General features: G+C 40.1%; 21 protein-coding genes. 1 reads left to right on the forward strand and 20 read right to left on the reverse strand.

What is annotated here, in order from left to right; all coding sequences use genetic code 11:
• Window position 1: 1 nt before the first annotated feature.
• The 18 genes from dprA to smc all read right to left on the reverse strand — a co-directional run bounded on the left by dprA (window position 2) and on the right by smc (window position 17,339).
• Window positions 2-880, reverse strand: a complete 879-nt coding sequence (dprA, locus tag ACGTNH_RS11345) for a DNA-processing protein DprA (protein WP_394586925.1) — start codon at window positions 878-880, stop codon at window positions 2-4.
• Between the two features lie 71 nt (window positions 881-951).
• Window positions 952-1,857: a succinate--CoA ligase subunit alpha gene (gene sucD, locus ACGTNH_RS11350; protein WP_394586927.1), complete on the reverse strand. Its 906-nt coding sequence runs from the start codon at window positions 1,855-1,857 to the stop codon at window positions 952-954.
• Between the two features lie 16 nt (window positions 1,858-1,873).
• Window positions 1,874-3,034, reverse strand: a complete 1,161-nt coding sequence (gene sucC / locus ACGTNH_RS11355; protein ID WP_394586929.1) for an ADP-forming succinate--CoA ligase subunit beta — start codon at window positions 3,032-3,034, stop codon at window positions 1,874-1,876.
• 131 nt (window positions 3,035-3,165) lie between these two features.
• Complete coding sequence (locus tag ACGTNH_RS11360) at window positions 3,166-3,438, reverse strand: EscU/YscU/HrcU family type III secretion system export apparatus switch protein (protein ID WP_394586931.1); 273 nt, start codon at window positions 3,436-3,438, stop codon at window positions 3,166-3,168.
• The gene (locus tag ACGTNH_RS11365) at window positions 3,435-5,276 is read right to left on the reverse strand and encodes a TP0910 N-terminal domain-containing protein (RefSeq protein WP_394586933.1); all 1,842 of its coding nucleotides are present in this window, start codon (window positions 5,274-5,276) and stop codon (window positions 3,435-3,437) included. The genes ACGTNH_RS11360 and ACGTNH_RS11365 overlap by 4 nt, the downstream gene beginning before the upstream one ends.
• Before the next feature lie 14 nt (window positions 5,277-5,290).
• Window positions 5,291-6,058, reverse strand: coding sequence for a ribonuclease HII (gene rnhB / locus ACGTNH_RS11370; RefSeq protein WP_394586935.1), 768 nt, complete (start codon window positions 6,056-6,058; stop codon window positions 5,291-5,293).
• 98 nt (window positions 6,059-6,156) lie between these two features.
• Window positions 6,157-6,999: a ribosome biogenesis GTPase YlqF gene (gene ylqF, locus ACGTNH_RS11375; RefSeq protein ID WP_394586937.1), complete on the reverse strand. Its 843-nt coding sequence runs from the start codon at window positions 6,997-6,999 to the stop codon at window positions 6,157-6,159.
• A gap of 11 nt (window positions 7,000-7,010) precedes the next feature.
• Entirely contained in the window at window positions 7,011-7,559 is a 549-nt protein-coding gene (lepB, locus tag ACGTNH_RS11380; RefSeq protein WP_394586938.1) for a signal peptidase I, read from the reverse strand.
• Between the two features lie 374 nt (window positions 7,560-7,933).
• Window positions 7,934-8,278 carry a 50S ribosomal protein L19 gene (gene rplS / locus ACGTNH_RS11385; protein WP_188376095.1) on the reverse strand — a complete coding sequence of 115 codons (345 nt, stop codon included), beginning with the start codon at window positions 8,276-8,278 and terminating at the stop codon, window positions 7,934-7,936.
• 133 nt (window positions 8,279-8,411) lie between these two features.
• On the reverse strand, window positions 8,412-9,137 hold the full coding sequence (trmD, locus tag ACGTNH_RS11390) for a tRNA (guanosine(37)-N1)-methyltransferase TrmD (RefSeq protein WP_394586939.1): 726 nt from the start codon (window positions 9,135-9,137) through the stop codon (window positions 8,412-8,414).
• Window positions 9,137-9,652 (reverse strand): ribosome maturation factor RimM, encoded by a 516-nt coding sequence (rimM, locus tag ACGTNH_RS11395; protein WP_394586940.1) that lies wholly within the window; start codon window positions 9,650-9,652, stop codon window positions 9,137-9,139. The genes trmD and rimM overlap by 1 nt, the downstream gene beginning before the upstream one ends.
• Window positions 9,653-9,660: 8 nt before the next feature.
• Window positions 9,661-10,047, reverse strand: coding sequence for a YlqD family protein (locus tag ACGTNH_RS11400; protein ID WP_394586941.1), 387 nt, complete (start codon window positions 10,045-10,047; stop codon window positions 9,661-9,663).
• A gap of 67 nt (window positions 10,048-10,114) precedes the next feature.
• Window positions 10,115-10,342: a KH domain-containing protein gene (locus ACGTNH_RS11405; protein ID WP_188376099.1), complete on the reverse strand. Its 228-nt coding sequence runs from the start codon at window positions 10,340-10,342 to the stop codon at window positions 10,115-10,117.
• Window positions 10,343-10,356: 14 nt separating this feature from the next.
• Complete coding sequence (rpsP, locus tag ACGTNH_RS11410) at window positions 10,357-10,629, reverse strand: 30S ribosomal protein S16 (protein WP_188376100.1); 273 nt, start codon at window positions 10,627-10,629, stop codon at window positions 10,357-10,359.
• A 93-nt stretch (window positions 10,630-10,722) separates the two neighbouring features.
• Window positions 10,723-12,063 (reverse strand): signal recognition particle protein, encoded by a 1,341-nt coding sequence (gene ffh / locus ACGTNH_RS11415; protein ID WP_394586943.1) that lies wholly within the window; start codon window positions 12,061-12,063, stop codon window positions 10,723-10,725.
• A gap of 13 nt (window positions 12,064-12,076) precedes the next feature.
• The gene (locus ACGTNH_RS11420; RefSeq protein WP_394586945.1) at window positions 12,077-12,397 is read right to left on the reverse strand and encodes a putative DNA-binding protein; all 321 of its coding nucleotides are present in this window, start codon (window positions 12,395-12,397) and stop codon (window positions 12,077-12,079) included.
• A gap of 75 nt (window positions 12,398-12,472) precedes the next feature.
• Window positions 12,473-13,759: a signal recognition particle-docking protein FtsY gene (gene ftsY, locus ACGTNH_RS11425; protein WP_394586946.1), complete on the reverse strand. Its 1,287-nt coding sequence runs from the start codon at window positions 13,757-13,759 to the stop codon at window positions 12,473-12,475.
• A 13-nt stretch (window positions 13,760-13,772) separates the two neighbouring features.
• Window positions 13,773-17,339 (reverse strand): chromosome segregation protein SMC, encoded by a 3,567-nt coding sequence (gene smc, locus ACGTNH_RS11430; protein ID WP_394586947.1) that lies wholly within the window; start codon window positions 17,337-17,339, stop codon window positions 13,773-13,775.
• A gap of 172 nt (window positions 17,340-17,511) precedes the next feature.
• Between smc and ACGTNH_RS11435 the strand changes: the two genes are divergently transcribed.
• Window positions 17,512-17,733 carry a DUF1128 domain-containing protein gene (locus tag ACGTNH_RS11435; RefSeq protein ID WP_394586948.1) on the forward strand — a complete coding sequence of 74 codons (222 nt, stop codon included), beginning with the start codon at window positions 17,512-17,514 and terminating at the stop codon, window positions 17,731-17,733.
• Window positions 17,734-17,967: 234 nt separating this feature from the next.
• On the opposite strand, the gene rnc is transcribed toward ACGTNH_RS11435, so the two are convergent.
• Together rnc and acpP are read right to left on the reverse strand one after the other, a co-directional pair.
• A complete protein-coding gene (rnc, locus tag ACGTNH_RS11440; protein WP_394586950.1) occupies window positions 17,968-18,657 on the reverse strand; it encodes a ribonuclease III in 690 nt (229 codons plus the stop codon).
• Window positions 18,658-18,732: 75 nt separating this feature from the next.
• Window positions 18,733-18,966, reverse strand: coding sequence for an acyl carrier protein (gene acpP / locus ACGTNH_RS11445; RefSeq protein ID WP_101843854.1), 234 nt, complete (start codon window positions 18,964-18,966; stop codon window positions 18,733-18,735).
• Between the last annotated feature and the right edge of the window lies 1 nt (window position 18,967).

Genomic DNA, 18,967 nt, shown 5'->3' on the forward strand with positions numbered 1-18,967 from the left:
TTTAATTTTTCTCACAGTATCCTTCTAATATATCCTCATAGCTCTGTACAAGCCTGGCTCCCTGCTGAATAATATGGTGACACCCTTCGCTTGTTGACGCTCCTACAGGACCAGGTACAGCATATATATCACGCCCTTGCTCCAACGCCTGATCTACAGTAATAAGTGAGCCGCTTCTCACTCTAGCTTCAATGACGAGTGTTGCTTCTGAAAGACCTGAAATAATTCTGTTTCTTTCGGGAAAATGGTACTTTTTTGGAGGCTGATCAGGAGGATATTCACTAATAATGATGTGATTTTTCGCTAAATTGTCGAATAATTGCTGATGATTTTTGGGGTACAAGTGGTGAAACCCCGATCCTATAACTGCTATTGTCTTTCCATTGTGCCCCAGCGCGATTTTATGTGCATGCTGATCGATACCCTTAGCCATGCCGCTGACAATTGTAAAATTCGCTTGAACTAGAGGAGGGAGAATCTTATTCATTGCGGAAAAAGCATAATGAGAAGGGGTCCTCGTACCTACCACACTAAGGTTTAAGGGGGTATGAAGATGTTGGATATTTCCTCGTGCATATAACATTAGAGGAGGGTCGGGGATCGTACGTAATGAAGGAGGGTATTGCTTGTCATAATACGTGATGTAATGATAATTTGTTCTATTTTTGTCGAGTTTCTTCATTATATAGGGATTCGTTATAAATTGATAAATTTTAGAGGATCTTGAAATAGGAATTTTAAGGGCTTCTGCAAATTGTTCAGGGGTGATTTGTCGTAGAGATGGAAGCAGATCATTCACGCTCAAGATTTTTCTCAATAAAGAACGGGTGACTTGGGGGCATTCATGAAGAGCAATTAGATTTTCTTTTAATACAGTCATCTACAAGCCTCACTTCTACAAGTATTTAATTATAGTGAAAACCGTGCCTGGGAGAGGCACGGTTTTCTATTTTATAAATGAGTTTTACAAGTCTCAAAGAGGTTTTCTTTCTTTAAAACATCAATGAGTGTTTCGCCCATGACAGAAGGCGTTTCCGCTACTTCAATTCCACATTCATTCATAACGCGGATCTTTTCATCTGCCGTCCCTTTACCTCCGGAGATGATCGCACCAGCATGGCCCATACGTTTTCCTGGAGGTGCTGTACGACCGCCGATAAACCCTACTACAGGTTTATCCATATTGGCTTTTACCCACTCAGCTGCTTCTTCTTCAGCTGTACCGCCAATTTCTCCGATCATGATAACCGCTTTCGTGTCATCATCCTCATTAAGTGCTTTAAGGACGTCAATAAAGTCTGTACCGTTTACAGGGTCTCCGCCTATACCAACAGCTGTAGACTGTCCAAGCCCTGCTTCAGACAGCTGGTGAACGGCCTCATAAGTTAATGTACCTGAACGAGATACAACTCCTACATGACCTTTCTTATGGATATAACCAGGCATAATTCCAATTTTACACTCATCAGGTGTGATGACACCCGGGCAGTTAGGACCGACCAGACGTGTTTTCTTGCCTTCCATGTAACGCTTCACTTTTACCATATCAAGCACTGGAATATGCTCAGTTATACATATCGCAAGATCCAACTCTGCATCTGTTGCCTCCATAATAGCATCTGCAGCAAATGGCGCAGGCACATAAATAACAGAAGCTGTAGCCCCAGTCTTCTCGACAGCTTCGGATACAGTATTAAACACTGGTATACCCTCTACTTCTGTTCCACCTTTACCGGGGGTTACCCCACCAACAATTTGCGTTCCATATTCGACCATCTGTTTCGTATGAAAAAGGGCTGTTGAACCAGTAATCCCTTGTACAATTACTTTTGTGTCCTTATTAATATATACACTCATTCCATTCCCCGCCTTTCTACTTCACTAGTTCTACGATTTTTTGTGCACCGTTTGCCATGGAATCTGCTGAAGTAATATTTAGTCCAGATTCATCAAGAATTTTCTTACCAGCTTCTACGTTTGTCCCCTCTAGTCTTACTACAAGAGGAAGTGTTAGTCCAATTTGTTTCGTTGCTTCAACAACACCTTCAGCAATAATGTCACACTTCATAATTCCGCCAAAAATATTGACGAAGATTCCTTTAACATTATCATCTGATAAAATAATTTTGAACGCTTCTGTTACTTTTTCCGTAGTTGCTCCGCCTCCAACATCTAAGAAGTTGGCAGGATCTCCTTTATAGTGCTTAATCGTATCCATAGTAGCCATAGCTAGACCTGCCCCATTAACCATGCAGCCGATGTTTCCATCAAGTGCAATGTAGCTTAAGTCAAACTTAGATGCTTCAATTTCTTTTGGATCTTCCTCATCCAGATCTCGTAGATCAGCTATGTCTTTTTGGCGATACAGTGCATTATCATCGAAGTTCAACTTAGAGTCCAATGCAAGGACATCTCCGTCTCCCGTAGTAACAAGCGGGTTAATTTCAGCAATGGAACAATCCTTTTGCACGAAAACGTCATAAAGTCCAAGCATAAATTTAACCGCTTTACCGAGTGCTTCTTTCGGAATGTTAATGTTAAATGCTAAACGGCGTGCCTGAAAAGGCGTTAAACCTGTTACAGGATCTATAACTTCCTTAAAGATCTTCTCAGGCGTCTTTTCTGCTACTTCTTCAATTTCAGTTCCGCCCTCTTCAGATGCCATCATCGTTACCTTACTAGTCGCGCGGTCTAATACTAAACCGACATAATATTCGCTCTTAATGTCGCACCCTTCTTCGATTAGTAAGCGCTTTACTTCTTTACCTTCGGAACCGGTCTGATGGGTTACAAGCGTTTTCCCCAGTATTTCATCAGCGTATGTACGCACTTCGTCAAGATTTTTTGCAATCTTAACTCCACCGGCTTTTCCACGACCGCCTGCATGGATTTGTGCTTTTACTACAGTGACACTGCTATCTAGCTTCTTAGCTGCTTCAACAGCTTCATCAACTGAATATGCCACATGGCCTTTTGGCACTGGAACGCCAAAATCGCTCATAATTTGTTTACCTTGATACTCATGAATATTCATGTTTCATCCTCCCATCAAATTTCACTGCATTATCATTGTATAAAAAAAGGTCATCAATTGTCCACACTAACCTGTTTTTCTGTCGAAAAATTCAATATGTTTACTTCCAATATATTATGTAAATAAAAATTTCACTTATGCTGGATCTCTTGATCTGTTCGATAAATAAATGCAAAAACTTCCGCGACTACGTGATAAAGTTCCTCTGGAATCTGTTCATGGATGTTCAACTGTGATAAAAGTTCCACTAACGTGCTGTCTTCTTGAATAGGAATTCCCTCTTCTTTCGCTTTTTCTAAAATGTTATCAGCCACGTAACCTTTCCCTTTAGCTAAAACGTGAGGAGCTGATTGCTGCTCAGTCTTATATCCCAGGGCTACAGCTTGTTTTCTTTTTTGATTCATATTTTTATATCCACTCCTGATTGATCTATTTTATAAGAAGAGTGCGCTTGTTTATTTGCTGCTCCTTGTTTTAAATTAATTGAAGTCAACTGGTAGCCTAGTTGCTCGATTCCTGTTTTCATCACTTTTTTATGTTTCCCAATAGCTGATGAAACCGCATCATGGTCATTATATATCGTCACATTAACTCTGCGCTCCACAATCATTAAGTCAATCACTGTTTCGCTCAACTGTTCTAATTGAAGATAAAACATGATACGACAAGAGTCCGGGTCAATCTCTCCCTTTCTATTTTTCTTACTTTCAAAATGGACAAACGCATCCTCGTTCATCCCCATCAGCTCGCCTGGTAGCTGCATTGACAAATTAAGCATCTGAGCCGATTCTTGTTGGGCAGCCAACTGAATACCATTAAGCAGATGCAGCGCAGTTCTCATATTCTCACTTTTAGCGGTTCCATTGTCTTGTAGGCCTTGTACAATTAAAGATTTTAAACTAGGTGGTGTTTGGTCTTTATCCCTAAGCCGAGACGCTTCATCCTGAACTCCTGAAAGGTGCACCATCGCCTTCATTTTTAATAAGAATGCCTCTTTGCTTACTTCAGCACCTATAAGCCCTCCCTTTAGTGCCCATTCTATCAACTGCGGCTTATGGATGTCAGCAACTTGCCGGTAAAGCAGGGTTTGCAGCTTATGAATTATTTGGTCAGAGGGCTTATGGTCCAAGCCTGCAGATGTGTCAAATTGTTCAACTTTTTTAACGAACGGTTTCAAGTTTTCACCCGCAGCCACTTGCAGCTTCGTAAAGACAGCACGGTTCTCTAACAACCGATGAGTATGGTTAAGCATCGCTTCATTAGGCTCTCCACCCGGCCCTAAGAGAGCATACGATTGATTCACCCATTCGGATAATGCATGAAGCTCTTTCGTTGAAAGAGGCATCTGCTCCTTAATCAACGCAGATAACTTATCTTTTAATAGTGTTCCATTCGACAAGTAAGGAAAGGAAGCCTTATGCTTCTCCACATGGTGTAAGAGATCAGCCGCTTCTTTCATCGATAGAGGAGAGGTCAGAGAATGGCTCATCCAGCTTACCGCTTGTTGTTTAAATTTCTCATATGTAAGATCTTGAGGTAAAAAATTGGCTTGCTTTAATAATGAAAAACTAGTTTCACTGCCATGGGAAAGGTCACTAATGACCTGGCTGGTCACTGCTTGTTTCAATGACAGGGAACTTTGATTTCCTGCTAATATGGATGCCAGCCTGGTGAGGCGTTGGTTATTGTTTTTTTCCTCTGCCAGGTTAGTAAAAGCACGAGAAAGTGTAACCGACTCCCTCGCCTTTAAAGCGGCAAACACACTTTCTTTTATTGGGTACTGGTTTTTAAGCATTTGCTGAAGTACTTTTTGGTTTATTGGTGCAGCTTCTTCTTTTTTCAAAATCGATAATGCAGAAGCAAGCGCTTGTTTCGTAAAAGGCACCCCATCTTTAGTAATCTTTTGAAGGAACGCTATATTTACTTTACTAGGTTTTTGATCTATGGTTTTTAACAGTTGCAGCAAGACCTCATTTGAATGAGCGGGCTTAGAGGACATTACGTTAAGTAGTGGAGGTTCGCTTAATTGGTTTACTTGAAGCAAGTATCTTTCCCCATTCGTCAGGGAGGTTTCAAGCTGAGCTTTTATCGTTCGACTTCCAAGTTGAACCACCGCCTGGTTTTTAGGAAGAATATCAATGACCTTTGCCGATATATACTGCCCTTCTTTAAGAAGAGGAGCTCCCTCCTTTTTAGCTTTTTGATGCAAAGATTGAAATAAAGCTGCAATTGTAGAGCTCATAACGACTACACCTCTTATACAAATATATGTTCTTTCACCGGCGCAAAGCTTTTTCGATGGTGAGGAGTAACTCCGTACTTCCTTAAAGCATCTAAATGGTTTTTCGTTCCATAGCCTTGATTCAAATCGAAATCATAATAGGGGTACTCCCAAGAGAGTTCCTTCATAAAGCGATCTCTCGAAACCTTAGCCATAATACTGGCAGCAGCGATAGATACACTTCTTTGATCCCCTTTAACAATGGATTCCTGCTCACAAGTTATCGACTCTACCTTCATTGCATCGATTAACAATTGATCTGGTTTTTTGCTAAGCTGCTCAACAGCTCTTTGCATAGCAAGCTTAGTGGCCCTGTATATGTTAAGGTGATCTATTTCTTCATTCGTCACCATGCCTATACCTACATCTGCTTTTTCTTGAATATATTCATAATATTCTTCTCGTTTATGTACAGATAATTGCTTTGAATCGTAAAGCCCTTCTAAATAAAAACCATCAGGTAAAATGACGGCTCCTGCAACAACCGGCCCGGCTAAAGGCCCTCGTCCCGCTTCATCAATGCCTGCAATGTCCCCTTTCCCTTTTTCTTTATAATGATTTTCAAAGGAGAGCATCTCATTGAAACGTTTCTTAAGCTTTGTTTTCTCTTCTGCTTTCCGGTCATACTGCGCTACTATATGTTTAACACCTTTTCTTTCATCAAGACGAAACGCTTCCACTTCTGCTTCGGTTATTTCACCAGAATGAAATCGATGTTTAACTTCTTTTATTGTCATCTTCATCATTCTCACTCCATTACTCTTTATATCGGCTGCTTTACCGCATTGTAAACAAGAAAAACGCAATTAGAGAATTAGCTTCTCATTGCGTTTTGTACTCATCATTCAGGCTGTTCAAAACTAATTAAACCTAACTTTCCTGAGCGTAAATCCTGCAAAATAACGTCAGATGTTTTATCAAAATTAACGACGCCGCCACTCTCCAAACAACCACGCATACGGCCTATCTGTTCAAAAGCTTCCATAATATCATCAAACGATTGAAAGCCATACCGCTGCTCCAGCAAGTCCGGATAGTGCGTACTTACATAATCGAGAATATAAGCTGCTACGTCTTCTTTTGGTAATATGGTGTCTTTTATGGTTCCAATCGAAGCCAGACGATAACCGATTTCTTCTTCCTCGAACTTCGGCCATAATATTCCGGGGGTGTCTAGCAGTTCAAAATCTTTTTTTACTTTAATCCATTGCTGCTTTTTAGTTACCCCAGGCCGATCCCCTGTATCTGCCGTTTTTTTATTAGCCAGACGATTAATTAATGTCGATTTGCCTACGTTTGGAATCCCTAAGATCATAGCTCTAAGCGGGCGAGGACGTACCCCTTTGGCTTTTAACTTCTCCATTTTTTCGCTGCCTAAATCTTTGCCATACTGAATAACTTTTTGAATATCTTTCTTATTGTTCGCCTCGATAGCTAAAGCTGAAACATTCTGCTTTTTATAATGATGGAGCCACTGATCCGTTATAGCAGGATCAGCTAAATCTCTTTTCATTAAAACGACCATTTTCGGCTTATTCTGCAGCAGTTGGTGCAGCACTGGGTTTTCAGAAGAAAACGGAGCTCTTGCATCTACTAGTTCGATAACAAAATCCACCAGCTTTAATTTCTCTTCTGCTTGTCGTTTAGCTTTAGCCATATGACCGGGATACCACTGGATCGTCATTATTACCCTCCTCAGTCTACCAGACCTATACGATTAAATGGCCAGTAGGAAAATAAACTCTCTCCTACTAACTGTTCGTAAGGTACCATTCCAATTGAACGGCTGTCTGTTGAATTATCTCGATTATCTCCAAGAACAAGAACTGTTCCTTCAGGCACAGTTTCATGCCCTCCTGGAAGTTCTTCAATGGTAAAATTCTCAGTTAGCTGCTCACCTGAAGACAAGGATTGTTTCTGATCCTCTAAGTAAGGCTCGTCTACAACTTCACCATTAATATATAGTTCGTCTCCTTGCATAGCTACTTCTTCTCCTGGTAATCCAATTACACGTTTTATATAGTCTTGCTCATCGGTGGCGTGAAAAACTGCGATATCAAACCGGTCAGGTTCCCCAAGTGAATAATTTATTTTACTTACTATTAAATGATCCCCATTATGTAAATTCGGTGACATCGATGGCCCTTCCACAATAACTGGAGCAAATAAAAAAACGCGAATAATAATAGCTAAAATCGCAGCAATAGCAAAAGCTTTTATCCATTCAAACCATTGTTTCTTCATAAAATCATTCCTTTTCAAGAAATGCGGAAGCGGCTTGGTAGACACGACACGCATAAGCCAGACTTCGCAGTGAAGTGTCCTTCCTTCACGTAGAAGAATGGCTTATGTCGCGAGTGTCTAGCCGCTGCAGCTGGACAATAGAAATGCGGAGGTGACCCGCTCAGGCCCGTACAGCATAAGTAGAACAGCGCAGTGAAGCGGTCTTTCTTCACATAGCGGGGATGCTTATGTCTCGAGGGCCTGGTCACCGCAGCTGGACAATAGAAATGCGGAAGCGGCTTGGTAGACACTAGAAATGCGTTCTTCAAACCGAACTTACTTCCTTTTAAATTTAGAAAAAAGGAGCTTGACGATGCAAGCTCCTTTTCGCTAGATTAGATAATTTCTTTAATACGAGCAGCTTTACCACGCAGGTTACGCAAGTAGTACAGCTTAGCTTGACGTACTTTACCACGACGAGCACGCTCAATTTTAGCAATACGTGGTGAGTGTAGTGGGAATGTACGCTCTACACCTACGCCGTAAGAAATCTTACGTACTGTAAATGTTTCGCTAATTCCACCGTTTTGGCGCTTAATTACAACACCTTCGAATACCTGAATACGTTCACGGTTACCCTCGACAACCTTCACGTGTACTTTAACAGTATCACCTGGGCGGAAGGTTGGGTGGTCTGTACGAAGCTGTTCCTTCGTAATGTCATGAATTAGTTGTTGCATTTGTCTTCACTCCTTCTTAACTAATGCTCTTATCTTCTATGAGAAAGCGGAACATCGTTTTCCGCTTAAACCGAACGTTTAAGCACAACTGATAATATACCATAGAATTCTATATTTCGCAATAGAATATCCTTTATTTCCACTGCTCAATCCACGCTTTTTCCTGATTTGTCAATTCACGATCTTTTAGGAGATCAGGCCTTCTGAGATAGGTTCGCTTTAACGATTCGTAATGTCTCCATTCCTCAATCTTTGCGTGATTGCCTGAAAGCAGAACCTCAGGTACTTCATGTCCTCTAAACTCCCTTGGTCGTGTGTAATGCGGGTGCTCCAATAATCCATTGGAAAAAGAGTCCTCTGGTGCAGATCGCTCATTTCCTAACACATCTGGCAGTAAACGAACGACGGAATCAATCACTACCATGGCTCCTAGTTCTCCTCCAGTTAATACGTAATCTCCAATCGAAATTTCATCAGTTACAAGTTCTTGTCTTACCCTTTCATCATATCCTTCATAATGTCCACATAGAAAGATAAGGTGATTCTCTTTGGAAAGTTCTTCAGCTTTTTGCTGAGAATAAGGCTCACCCTGGGGGCACATGAGAATCACTCTAGGCTGTGTTTCCCGCTTTTCCTTTGTTGCTTCGACAGCATCGAAAATTGGCTGGGGGGTTAGTACCAGCCCAGCTCCTCCGCCATAAGGATAATCATCCACTTTTTGATGCTTGTTTTCCGTGTATTCCCTAAAATTAACCGTCTGGTAAGAAACCGCACCTTTATCTGCAGCCCTTTTCATAATCGATTGCTCCATCACACCATGAAACATTTCTGGAAAAAGAGTTAATATATCGATATGCATTAGTCTAGCAGCCCTTCTATTGGATCAATGATGATTTCTTTTTTTTCAGGATGGACTTCTTTAACCACTTCTTCAATGTAAGGAATCAAAGCGTCCTTTTCCCCTTCACGTTTTACCACCCATACATCATTTGCTCCAGGTGTCAAAATCTCTTGGACACTCCCTATTTTTTCTCCGGAAGTAAGATAAACCGCTGAGCCAATAATTTCATGGAAATAAAATTCATGATCCTCTAATTCTTCGTGAGCGTCAGAAGAAACTTTTAAGTAACCATCCCGCAGCCGCTCAACATCGTTAATAGAAGTGTGGTTTTCAAAGCTGATTAAATCAAAACCTTTATGGATCCGATGACTTTTGACTACAAGCTCTTCCATCGAATTACCTTCATTCACCCAATACAACAGCTGACCTGGTTCAAAACGCTCATCAAAATCTGTGATTCTTCTTACTTTGACTTCTCCTTTAATTCCATGAGTATTTATGATTTGACCGACGTTAAAATAGTGCTCACTCATTTATAAATCTACCTCGCTCGTATGACTATTCCATCTTTAATGACGATTTGGCGCTCTTTTAGAAGTTCTTCATAATGATCGCCTTCTTCTATATTTACCACAGTTTCTACTTCATCAACCTTTAATTCCTCACCATCAGGCAGAGTCTCCAATTGTTTAATTTGATATTGCAGACGTTTCATTCTTTCTTTACGCAGACGAAGCTCTTTACTAAAGCGTTGACGAATATCGTTTTGATTAAACTCTTTATTTCTTTCCATTTTCCTTTGTTCAAACAGAAGCTGCTGGCATTCATTATCTAATTGATCATACTTTTTATTAAAACGATCGTTCAATGCTTGTCTACTTGATTCTGTTAAGATTTGCTTGACCGGTACTCGTTTGATAATTTGCATGACATTCCTGCCTCTTGTATATAATTTAATGTTAAAAAAAAGGGAAAGGTTTTCCCTCTCCCTTTTCTTACATGATATCTAAATAGATTCGCTTACTAGCATCTGAGCCTGCCGCATAAACCACCGTCCGAATCGCTTTGGCAATTCGACCGTTCTTTCCAATCACCTTACCAACATCTTCTTTGTGAACTGTTAAGTGATAAACAACTTTATTATTTTCTTCCTTAACGTTTACTTCGATCTCTTCTGGATGATCAACAAGCGGTGTAACGATCGTCTCGATCAAGGCTTTCATGATATCACGCTTCTTTACTTATTGTTTTTTTTATCGTGGAACTGCTTCATGATTCCTTCGTTAGAGAACAAGTTACGAACTGTGTCACTTGGCTGTGCACCATTTGACATCCAATCCATAGCTTTATCAGCATCAATGTCAACATGTACTGGGTTAGCTACAGGGTTGTACGTTCCAATTTGTTCAATAAAACGTCCATCACGAGGAGAACGTGAATCAGCAACTACTACACGGTAAAATGGGTTACGCTTAGATCCCATACGTTTAAGGCGAATTTTTACTGCCATATTTAACTACCTCCATTAATCTTTCTTTTATTAATTGTTTCACACAAGTTTAGATTTTAGCAGATGTTTTAAAGTGTGTAAAGGGTTTTTACATTACATAAAAGGAAAATTCATTCCTTTGCCTTTTTTCCCTTTTGTATTGCTCATCTGCTTCATCATTTTCTTCATATCTTCAAACTGTTTCAATAAACGGTTTACCTCTGAAACGGATCGCCCCGAACCTTTAGCGATTCGTCTCTTGCGGCTGGCATTCATGAGAGAAGGGTCTTGTCTTTCAGCTTTAGTCATCGACTGGATAATAGCTTCCACATGGACAATCTGCTTATCGTCAAATGAAGCGTTTTGAAGTCCCTTCATTTTATTGGCGCCGGGAATCATATTGATTAATTCGTCTAATGGTCCCATGTTTTTAACTTGGGCCATTTGTTCAAGAAAATCTTCAAACGTGAAGGATGCGTTACGCATCTTCGACTCAAGATCCTTAGCTTGCTTCTCATCGACTTGCGTTTGAGCTTTTTCAATCAGTGTCAGCATGTCACCCATGCCAAGAATTCGTGAAGCCATTCGCTCAGGATGGAATGGTTCCAGCTGATCAAGCTTCTCGCCCATACCCGCAAATTTAATCGGTTTACCGGTAACAGCTTTTATAGAAAGAGCTGCACCGCCTCGCGTGTCACCGTCAAGCTTCGTTAAAAGCACCCCTGTAACATCAAGCTGTTCATCAAAGCTTTCCGCCACGTTTACAGCGTCTTGACCGGTCATAGCATCTACGACAAGAAAGACCTCATCAGGAACTACAGCTTCTTTGATGCGTTGAAGTTCTCCCATTAACTCCCCGTCTATATGCAGTCGACCTGCGGTATCAATGATGACATAGTCATGGTGCTCTTCTTTTGCTTTTTCTACGGCGTGTTTGGCTATATCTACAGGGTCTGCCTCCGTACCTTGTGCGTGAACCGGTAAATCCAGCTGACGACCAAGCGTCTCCAGCTGTTGGATGGCTGCAGGACGATAGACGTCAGCAGCTGCCAAAAGTGGTTTACGGTTATAGTTTTTACGTAAAAGGTTGGCAAGCTTCCCTGTCGTAGTTGTCTTACCCGCACCTTGTAAACCTACCATCATAATAACCGTAGGAGGACGCTGAGCTACGGCAATTTTACTTTCATTCCCGCCCATAAGCTCTGTCAGTTCATCCTTTACAATTTTGATGACTTGCTGACCCGGGGTTAAACTTCCCATTACTTCTTCGCCAACGGCCCGCTCACGAATCCTTTTTACGAAATCTTTTACTACTTTAAAGTTTACGTCCGCTTCTAGAAGGGCTAGTCGAACCTCTCGACTCATTTCCTTAACATCTTGTTCGGAAACTTTCCCTTTTCCCTTGATCTTTTGGATCGATTGCTGTAAACGGTCGGATAAACCTTCAAATGCCATCGAAGGAACCCTCCTATTCTAATTCTTGTAATTGCTGAAGCCATTTCTCTATTTCTTTATTATTCTGGGCTTTTTTCTCCATCTGCTGAAAAATCTTCTGCCGCTTATCGAATTTTTCATATAAATGAAGTTTATTTTCATATTCTTCAAGCATAGCTTCTGTCCGTTTAATGTTATCATAAACTGCTTGCCGGGAAACATTAAAATTCTCCGAGATCTCTCCTAAAGAATAATCTTCTAAATAATACAGCTCCATGTAATTTCGCTGTTTAGGAGTGAGTAACGATTGATAAAAATCAAACAAATAATTGATGCGGGTTGTTTTTTCTAGCACGCTTCATTCACTCCTTGTTAAGTGAAATACCTTTACATTCAAATACTAACTGAGGTTGTCTACTAGTGTCAAGGTTTAAAGCTCTTCTTGCTCTGTTTCTTGTTCTTCAATCATGTCCGCAAACAGTCCATAAACAAAGGCATTGGCATCAAATGTTTCTAAATCTGTTACTTTCTCCCCTAAACCTACCAGCTTAACAGGAATTTGCAATTCATTACGTATAGCAAGCACGATTCCGCCTTTGGCCGTCCCGTCCAGTTTTGTCAGTACAATACCAGAGACATCTGTAGCTTCAGAGAAGGTTTTAGCCTGGCTCATGGCATTTTGGCCTGTAGTGGCATCAAGGACTAAAAGAACTTCATGAGGGGCGCCAGGAACCTCTCTTTCAATTACTCGTTTAACTTTGGATAATTCATTCATAAGATTCACTTTATTCTGCAGTCTGCCCGCTGTATCACAAATAAGCACATCGCTTTCTTTTGATTTAGCGGACTGAATCCCATCGTAAATCACAGCAGCCGGGTCACTACCTTCGCTGTGCTTAATGACGTTGACCCCAGCTCGTTTCCCCCACTCGTCAAGCTGATCAATAGCACCTGCCCGGAAAGTATCTCCAGCTGCAAGCGTTACTTTTTTTCCATCAGATTTTAGTTGGTGTGCTAACTTACCAATCGTTGTCGTTTTCCCTACACCATTTACCCCTACAAATAGATAAATGGTTAAGCCATCCGGGTTTAAACTGAGTTCTTCAGTGGTTCCTTCCGTCTCTTCTCCATAGTATAGCTCTACTAACTTCTCAGAAATGACTTCTTTAACCTGGGACGTATCTTTTATATTTCTACGTTTCACTTCCATTTCAAGTTCTTCAATCATTTCCATCACCGCATTGACACCCACGTCTGCAGAGATCAGCACTTCCTCAAGCTCCTCAAAAAATTCCTCATCCACCGTACGATATCTTGCAACTAAATCATTTATTTTCGTAGTAAATGAATTTCGAGTTTTTGCTAAGCCTTTTTTAAATTTTGAAGCAATCGATTCTTCCTGAAAAGTATCTTTATCATTTTCCCCCGGCGCATCATAGGAATTATCATAAGCTTCATCAAAAGGGTCTCCAGCTTGCTCGTCCACGCTTTCTCGAGCAGGTTCCTCAATGGTACTTTCATGGTGTTCGACTTCCTGCACTTCTTCTGGTTCATTTACAGCTTCTGTTTCTCCTTCAAGCTGTGCAGAATCTTGTAATTCAGCCTCTTCCTCTAACTGTTTATCTTCACTAGAACTTTCAAAGTCACCTTCATGTTTTTCTTCTTCTTTTTCAGGTTCAATAATAAATTTTTCTTTAAGCTTCTTAAAAAAACTCATCGACTCATCCTTTCTAAGCTTCCATTAATTCTTTTGTCTCCTCTAAACGCACGGATACCAGTTTAGACACACCAGACTCTTGCATCGTGACACCATAGAGTACATCTGATTCTTCCATTGTACCTTTACGGTGCGTAATGACAATAAATTGCGTCTGCTGGCTGAATTCCTTTAAGAACTTTGCGAAACGGTTGACGTTTGCTTCGTCCAAAGCAGCCTCGACTTCATCAAGTACACAAAACGGCACAGGGCGCACTCTTAAAATTGAAAATAACAAAGCGATAGCTGTTAAAGCACGTTCTCCGCCTGAAAGCAAGCTTAAGTTTTGAAGCTTCTTGCCTGGTGGTTGAGCGACTATATCAACCCCTGTCTCCAGCAGATCGTCAGGATTCGTAAGCTTTAAGTCCGCTTGACCGCCACCGAATAGGTCTTTAAAGACTTCACCAAATTCTTCTTTAATTTTAGTAAATGTATCCTCAAAGCGACGTTTCATCTCATGATCCATTTCGCTAATGATGGAATGGAGAGTATCCTTCGCTTCTTGAAGGTCAGATTGTTGACCAGATAAGAAATCATAACGTTCTACTATGCGGTCATATTCGTCTATTGCTCCGAGATTAACCGTACCTAATTCATCAATTGCTTTCTTGATCAGTTTGACTTGAGTGGAAGCTTGTTCAATATCATCAACACGTGGAAATTCACCCTGAGCTTTCTCAAAAGTCGTCACGTATTCATTCTGTAAGTACTCAAGCATGTTCTCTAATTCAACATCAAGACGATTGGCTTTGACCTCTTTTTGCTGAATGTCCTGAACAAAATTTTGATGAACCCGCTGTTTTTCTTTTAACTCTTTTTCCTCTTCTTGAACAGAATGAGAAAGATTGTTTCTTTCTTGTCGACGCTCTTGAATCAGCTGGGACGTATCTTCTTTTCTTCGCTTCGTTATGCTCATTTTTTCTTCTAATTCTTCTTCGGTTTCATTTGATTCTGAGACTTCTATAAGCTGGTGATAGGATTGACGATTCTGCTTTACAAGACTTTGAAGTTTGAGCAGTTCATTTTCCAGACGATCGGTCTTTTCTTGTTGGTTGGTCACGTTTGAATCATGCTCTACACGTTTCATTTTCAGTTCCTGATGACGTTCGCGAAGCTTATCTTCGTCTTCTTTTTGTCGTTCTTTAGTCTTCGTTAAGTGATCAATTTTCTTCTGAATATCTTCTAGCTTTCCATTCAAGTCATTTAACTCTTCATCTAGTGCTAATAGTCGTTCGTCTACTTGTTTCTTATCATCTATATATTGAGACTGATCCTGATCATAAATGGCTAATTGATCATTTAAGTGCTGTACCTTAATATTCAATTCTCTCTTATAGGATTGACTTTCAAACTCTTCATCTTTTACTTTATTCAACTGAGTTTGAAGATCCTCCATTTGTTGATGATGGTTCTGTACGCTATGCTTTAAGGCCTGGACTTTTTGTTCGACGCCTTTAGCTTTTTCATCAAACGAGGCAATCTTCTCTACTAATTCTTGTAATTCTTTTTCGCGAGTGAACAATGATTGATTTGATTTCTTTTGAGCCCCTCCAGACATTGAGCCGCCAGGATTTACAACATCACCGTCTAATGTAACGATTCTAAATTTACGATTCAGCACGTTTGCAATGACATTGGCATCTTCTAAAGACTCTGCGATTACAATGTGTCCTAAGAGATGCTTAATAGCTGGTGAGTAATGATCTTTGTACTGAATTAAATCGGCTGCTACCCCAATATATCCTTTTTGAGAAGACAGCTTAGAAGCAGCATGGGACGGCACAGTCCTCGGTTGAATAGTTGATAAAGGTAAAAATGTCGCCCGACCTTTATTATTCTGCTTCAGCCATTGAATGGCATGACGGCCAGATTGTTCATCTTTTACAATGACATGCTGAGCTTGGGCACCTAGAGAAGTTTCAATAGCTGTAATAAGATGAGAAGGGATATCTATTACTTCTAAAACCGCCCCTTCAATACCTCCTATCTGAGCACTCTCTCTCGACTTCAGAATTTCTCTTACTCCTTGAAAATAGCCAGAAAAATCTTCTTTTAATTCTTCGAGCATTTCTTTCTTAGAGCGAAGTTTCTCTAAGTACTGATAACCTTGATATAATTTTTGCTGCCATTCTTGGTAAGAGTTCTCATCTTGATTTGATTGTTGTTGTAGATCTTTTAGAGTGGCTTCTATTTCCTTACGCTGGCTGATTTGCTGCTCCAGCTGCTCATTTATTTCACTAAGGGCTGAGTGCAGTTGATGCCGCTCTTCATCCAGCTCTTTAAATTTGCCTTGCTGTATCCCTTTTTTACTATCGATTTGTTCGACCTGACGTTCCAACGATTGTTTTTCGTTACGTTTTGCTGCCTGTGCATTTAATAAGTCGATATAATCACTTTTATAATCTTCAATTTGAGCTTCAGTATCTTCCGCTCCTTGATGAAGAGCTTCTGTCGTTTGCTTAATCTGTTTCTTTGTTTCCAGTTTTTCTTGTTTAAATGTGTCTAGTTTCATTTTCTCTTGATACACCGATTTTTCTAATGATAGAACTTCTGCAGAAAGCTCTTCATATTCTTCCTCTAACTTAGCTTTATTTTCAGAGAAATGTTTATGACGTTCTTTCATGAGTTCTTTTTTACCCTCTATATTTTCAAATTCTCTAGTCAGTGATAGAAGCGTTTCTTGAAGGTCTTCTAAAGATTCATCTAAAGCTAAGATGTGATCCCGCTTCTCCTCAATAGAAGCATCATTTTTTTGTAAAGCTTCTTTTAATTCCGCTTCTTCTTTTTTAACTGATTCTAGGCTCTTTAGTATTTCTTCCCACTTTTGATGGGCATCTTCAATTTGAGTAATGAGCAAAGAAACTTCAATGTTTTTAAGTTCATCTTTTTTATCAAGATAATCTTTCGCAATGGACGCTTGTTCCTTTAATGGCTCTAATTGTGTATCCAGTTCATGGATAATATCTTCTACTCGATTTAAATTCTCCTGGGTCTCGAACAACTTATGTTCTGCCTTCTTCTTCCGCTGCTTATATTTAAGTACACCGGCTGCCTCTTCAAAAATCGAACGGCGTTCTTCTGCTTTTGAACTAAGAATCTCCTCTACTTTTCCTTGACTAATTATAGAAAAGGCTTCCCTTCCCAGTCCAGAATCCATAAACAAGTCGACAATATCTTTTAACCGGCAAGATTGATTATTAATATAAAATTCACTTTCTCCTGAACGATATACTCTTCTAGTTACGCTGACTTCTTCATAATCTAGCGGTAGAGTCTGCTGCTCGTTATTTAACGTAAGCGTAACTTCTGCCATATTTAATGCTTTTCTCGTCTCACTGCCGGCAAAAATGATGTCTTCCATCTTTGCCCCCCGGAGCGAGCGAGCGGACTGTTCCCCTAAAACCCATCTGATGGCATCAGTAATATTACTTTTCCCACTGCCATTAGGGCCTACTACTGAGGTCACTCCTGAAACAAATTCTACTGAAATGCGTTCAGCAAATGACTTAAATCCTACGGTATCTAATCGTTTGAGGAACATACTCATCCTCCTGTGTTTCTCTTTTTTAACTTGTCTATTTTATCATAACCTTAAGGGTTTAGGTAAGTAGAGATAGATTTAGAAAGGATAAATCTTTTAAAAGGGGTTTTATTATCAAAGAAAATATCTTATGATATGTAATAACAATAGAGAATAGCTGAGGAGGAAAATTGTGAGTCTTCAAGAACCTACGAGAGACAACTTAAATTATATTATCGATGATATGGCAGATCGCCTGCAGGTCGTAAACCGTTCGATCATGGATCCGGAGGATTACGATTTAGATAAATATAGTGAAATCAAATCCCTGCACGACATTATTCAAGCAAAGGGTCAACTAAGTGTTTCTGAGATCCAAGCTTTTGTACAAGAATTAGGTAACTATCGTAAATAATACAAAAAAGCACAAATCATCCGAACGATTCTATTAGAATCAGTTCGGATGATTTGTATTAAGAAAAGATTTTTACCATCGCTCCGTCAAACCACACCGGGCACCAGGCACCTATTTTACAGCCTTGCGGTACCTGATACCCTTATGAGAAAGATGTTTCGTTCCATTTCCCTTTTATCATAAAAAATGCTTGGAGAGAAAACCGAAATTTCTTTCCAAGCATTTTTGTATTTATTAAAGCGCACCTTGATTAATAAGTGCCTGTTGAGCTGCTTTCTGTTCAGCCTCTTTCTTTGTTCTTCCTACACCTATACCAACCGTTTCATTCTGGACACTTACGTGAGCAATAAATTCCCTGCTGTGAGCAGGGCCTCTTTCTTCCACAATTTCATATTCAATGCGACTATTCCGATCTCGTTGAATGTGTTCCTGCAGCTGACTCTTGAAATCCATCGCATGAGAAAAAGCACCACTTTTAATCTTAGGATATACATAATTGCTTAAAAACTCTACCACTTGATCAAAGCCCTGATCAAGATAGATCGCACCAATAAAAGCTTCAAAAACATCTGCTAGTAAAGCAGGGCGGTTTCGGCCACCTGTCATTTCTTCGCCTTTACCTAAGAGAATCAATTCCTGAAAGTTAAGGTCATTGGCAAAATTTACGAGCGAGACTTCACACACAATCGACGCACGAAGCTTCGTAAGTTCTCCTTCTGCCATTTCAGGAAATTCACGATACAAGTATTGAGAGACACCTAATTCAAGTACAGCATCTCCTAAAAACTCAAGCCGCTCATTATCCTCGCGATCTGTCTTGCGATGCTCATTCACATAGGATGAATGGGTAAATGCTTGTTCCAGTAACGAAACGTCTGAAAAACGTATATTGACTTTTTCTTGGAAACTGGAAAAATCCTCCATAATTCACCTTGTCCTTTTCTTATAATTGTTCTATATAGGAAAGGCTGCCTGCAGAAGCAGACAGCGATCCTGGGTTTACGACTGACTGTTTATGTAGTTAACAGCGTCGCCAACTGTATTGATTTTCTCAGCTTCTTCATCAGAAATTTCCATATCGAACTCGTCTTCAAGCTCCATTACTAATTCTACAACGTCAAGAGAATCAGCTTCTAGATCTTCTTTGAAGGAAGCTTCCATTGTTACTTTTGATTCGTCTGCATCAAGACGATCGACAATGATCTGTTTTACTCTTTCGAATGTATCTGCCATA

The organism is Halobacillus sp. B23F22_1, from assembly GCF_043497005.1.
In the GTDB taxonomy this organism is placed as follows: Bacteria; Bacillota; Bacilli; order Bacillales; family Halobacillaceae; genus Halobacillus_A.

Coding starts and splice junctions, on each gene's coding strand:
- dprA (WP_394586925.1), bottom strand. CDS start 880: ATGACTGTATTAAAAGAAAATCTAATTGCTCTTCATGAATGCCCCCAA.
- sucD (WP_394586927.1), bottom strand. CDS start 1,857: ATGAGTGTATATATTAATAAGGACACAAAAGTAATTGTACAAGGGATT.
- sucC (WP_394586929.1), bottom strand. CDS start 3,034: ATGAATATTCATGAGTATCAAGGTAAACAAATTATGAGCGATTTTGGC.
- ACGTNH_RS11360 (WP_394586931.1), bottom strand. CDS start 3,438: ATGAATCAAAAAAGAAAACAAGCTGTAGCCCTGGGATATAAGACTGAG.
- ACGTNH_RS11365 (WP_394586933.1), bottom strand. CDS start 5,276: ATGAGCTCTACAATTGCAGCTTTATTTCAATCTTTGCATCAAAAAGCT.
- rnhB (WP_394586935.1), bottom strand. CDS start 6,058: ATGAAGATGACAATAAAAGAAGTTAAACATCGATTTCATTCTGGTGAA.
- ylqF (WP_394586937.1), bottom strand. CDS start 6,999: ATGACGATCCAGTGGTATCCCGGTCATATGGCTAAAGCTAAACGACAA.
- lepB (WP_394586938.1), bottom strand. CDS start 7,559: ATGAAGAAACAATGGTTTGAATGGATAAAAGCTTTTGCTATTGCTGCG.
- rplS (WP_188376095.1), bottom strand. CDS start 8,278: ATGCAACAACTAATTCATGACATTACGAAGGAACAGCTTCGTACAGAC.
- trmD (WP_394586939.1), bottom strand. CDS start 9,137: ATGCATATCGATATATTAACTCTTTTTCCAGAAATGTTTCATGGTGTG.
- rimM (WP_394586940.1), bottom strand. CDS start 9,652: ATGAGTGAGCACTATTTTAACGTCGGTCAAATCATAAATACTCATGGA.
- ACGTNH_RS11400 (WP_394586941.1), bottom strand. CDS start 10,047: ATGCAAATTATCAAACGAGTACCGGTCAAGCAAATCTTAACAGAATCA.
- ACGTNH_RS11405 (WP_188376099.1), bottom strand. CDS start 10,342: ATGAAAGCCTTGATCGAGACGATCGTTACACCGCTTGTTGATCATCCA.
- rpsP (WP_188376100.1), bottom strand. CDS start 10,629: ATGGCAGTAAAAATTCGCCTTAAACGTATGGGATCTAAGCGTAACCCA.
- ffh (WP_394586943.1), bottom strand. CDS start 12,063: ATGGCATTTGAAGGTTTATCCGACCGTTTACAGCAATCGATCCAAAAG.
- ftsY (WP_394586946.1), bottom strand. CDS start 13,759: ATGAGTTTTTTTAAGAAGCTTAAAGAAAAATTTATTATTGAACCTGAA.
- smc (WP_394586947.1), bottom strand. CDS start 17,339: ATGTTCCTCAAACGATTAGATACCGTAGGATTTAAGTCATTTGCTGAA.
- rnc (WP_394586950.1), bottom strand. CDS start 18,657: ATGGAGGATTTTTCCAGTTTCCAAGAAAAAGTCAATATACGTTTTTCA.
- acpP (WP_101843854.1), bottom strand. CDS start 18,966: ATGGCAGATACATTCGAAAGAGTAAAACAGATCATTGTCGATCGTCTT.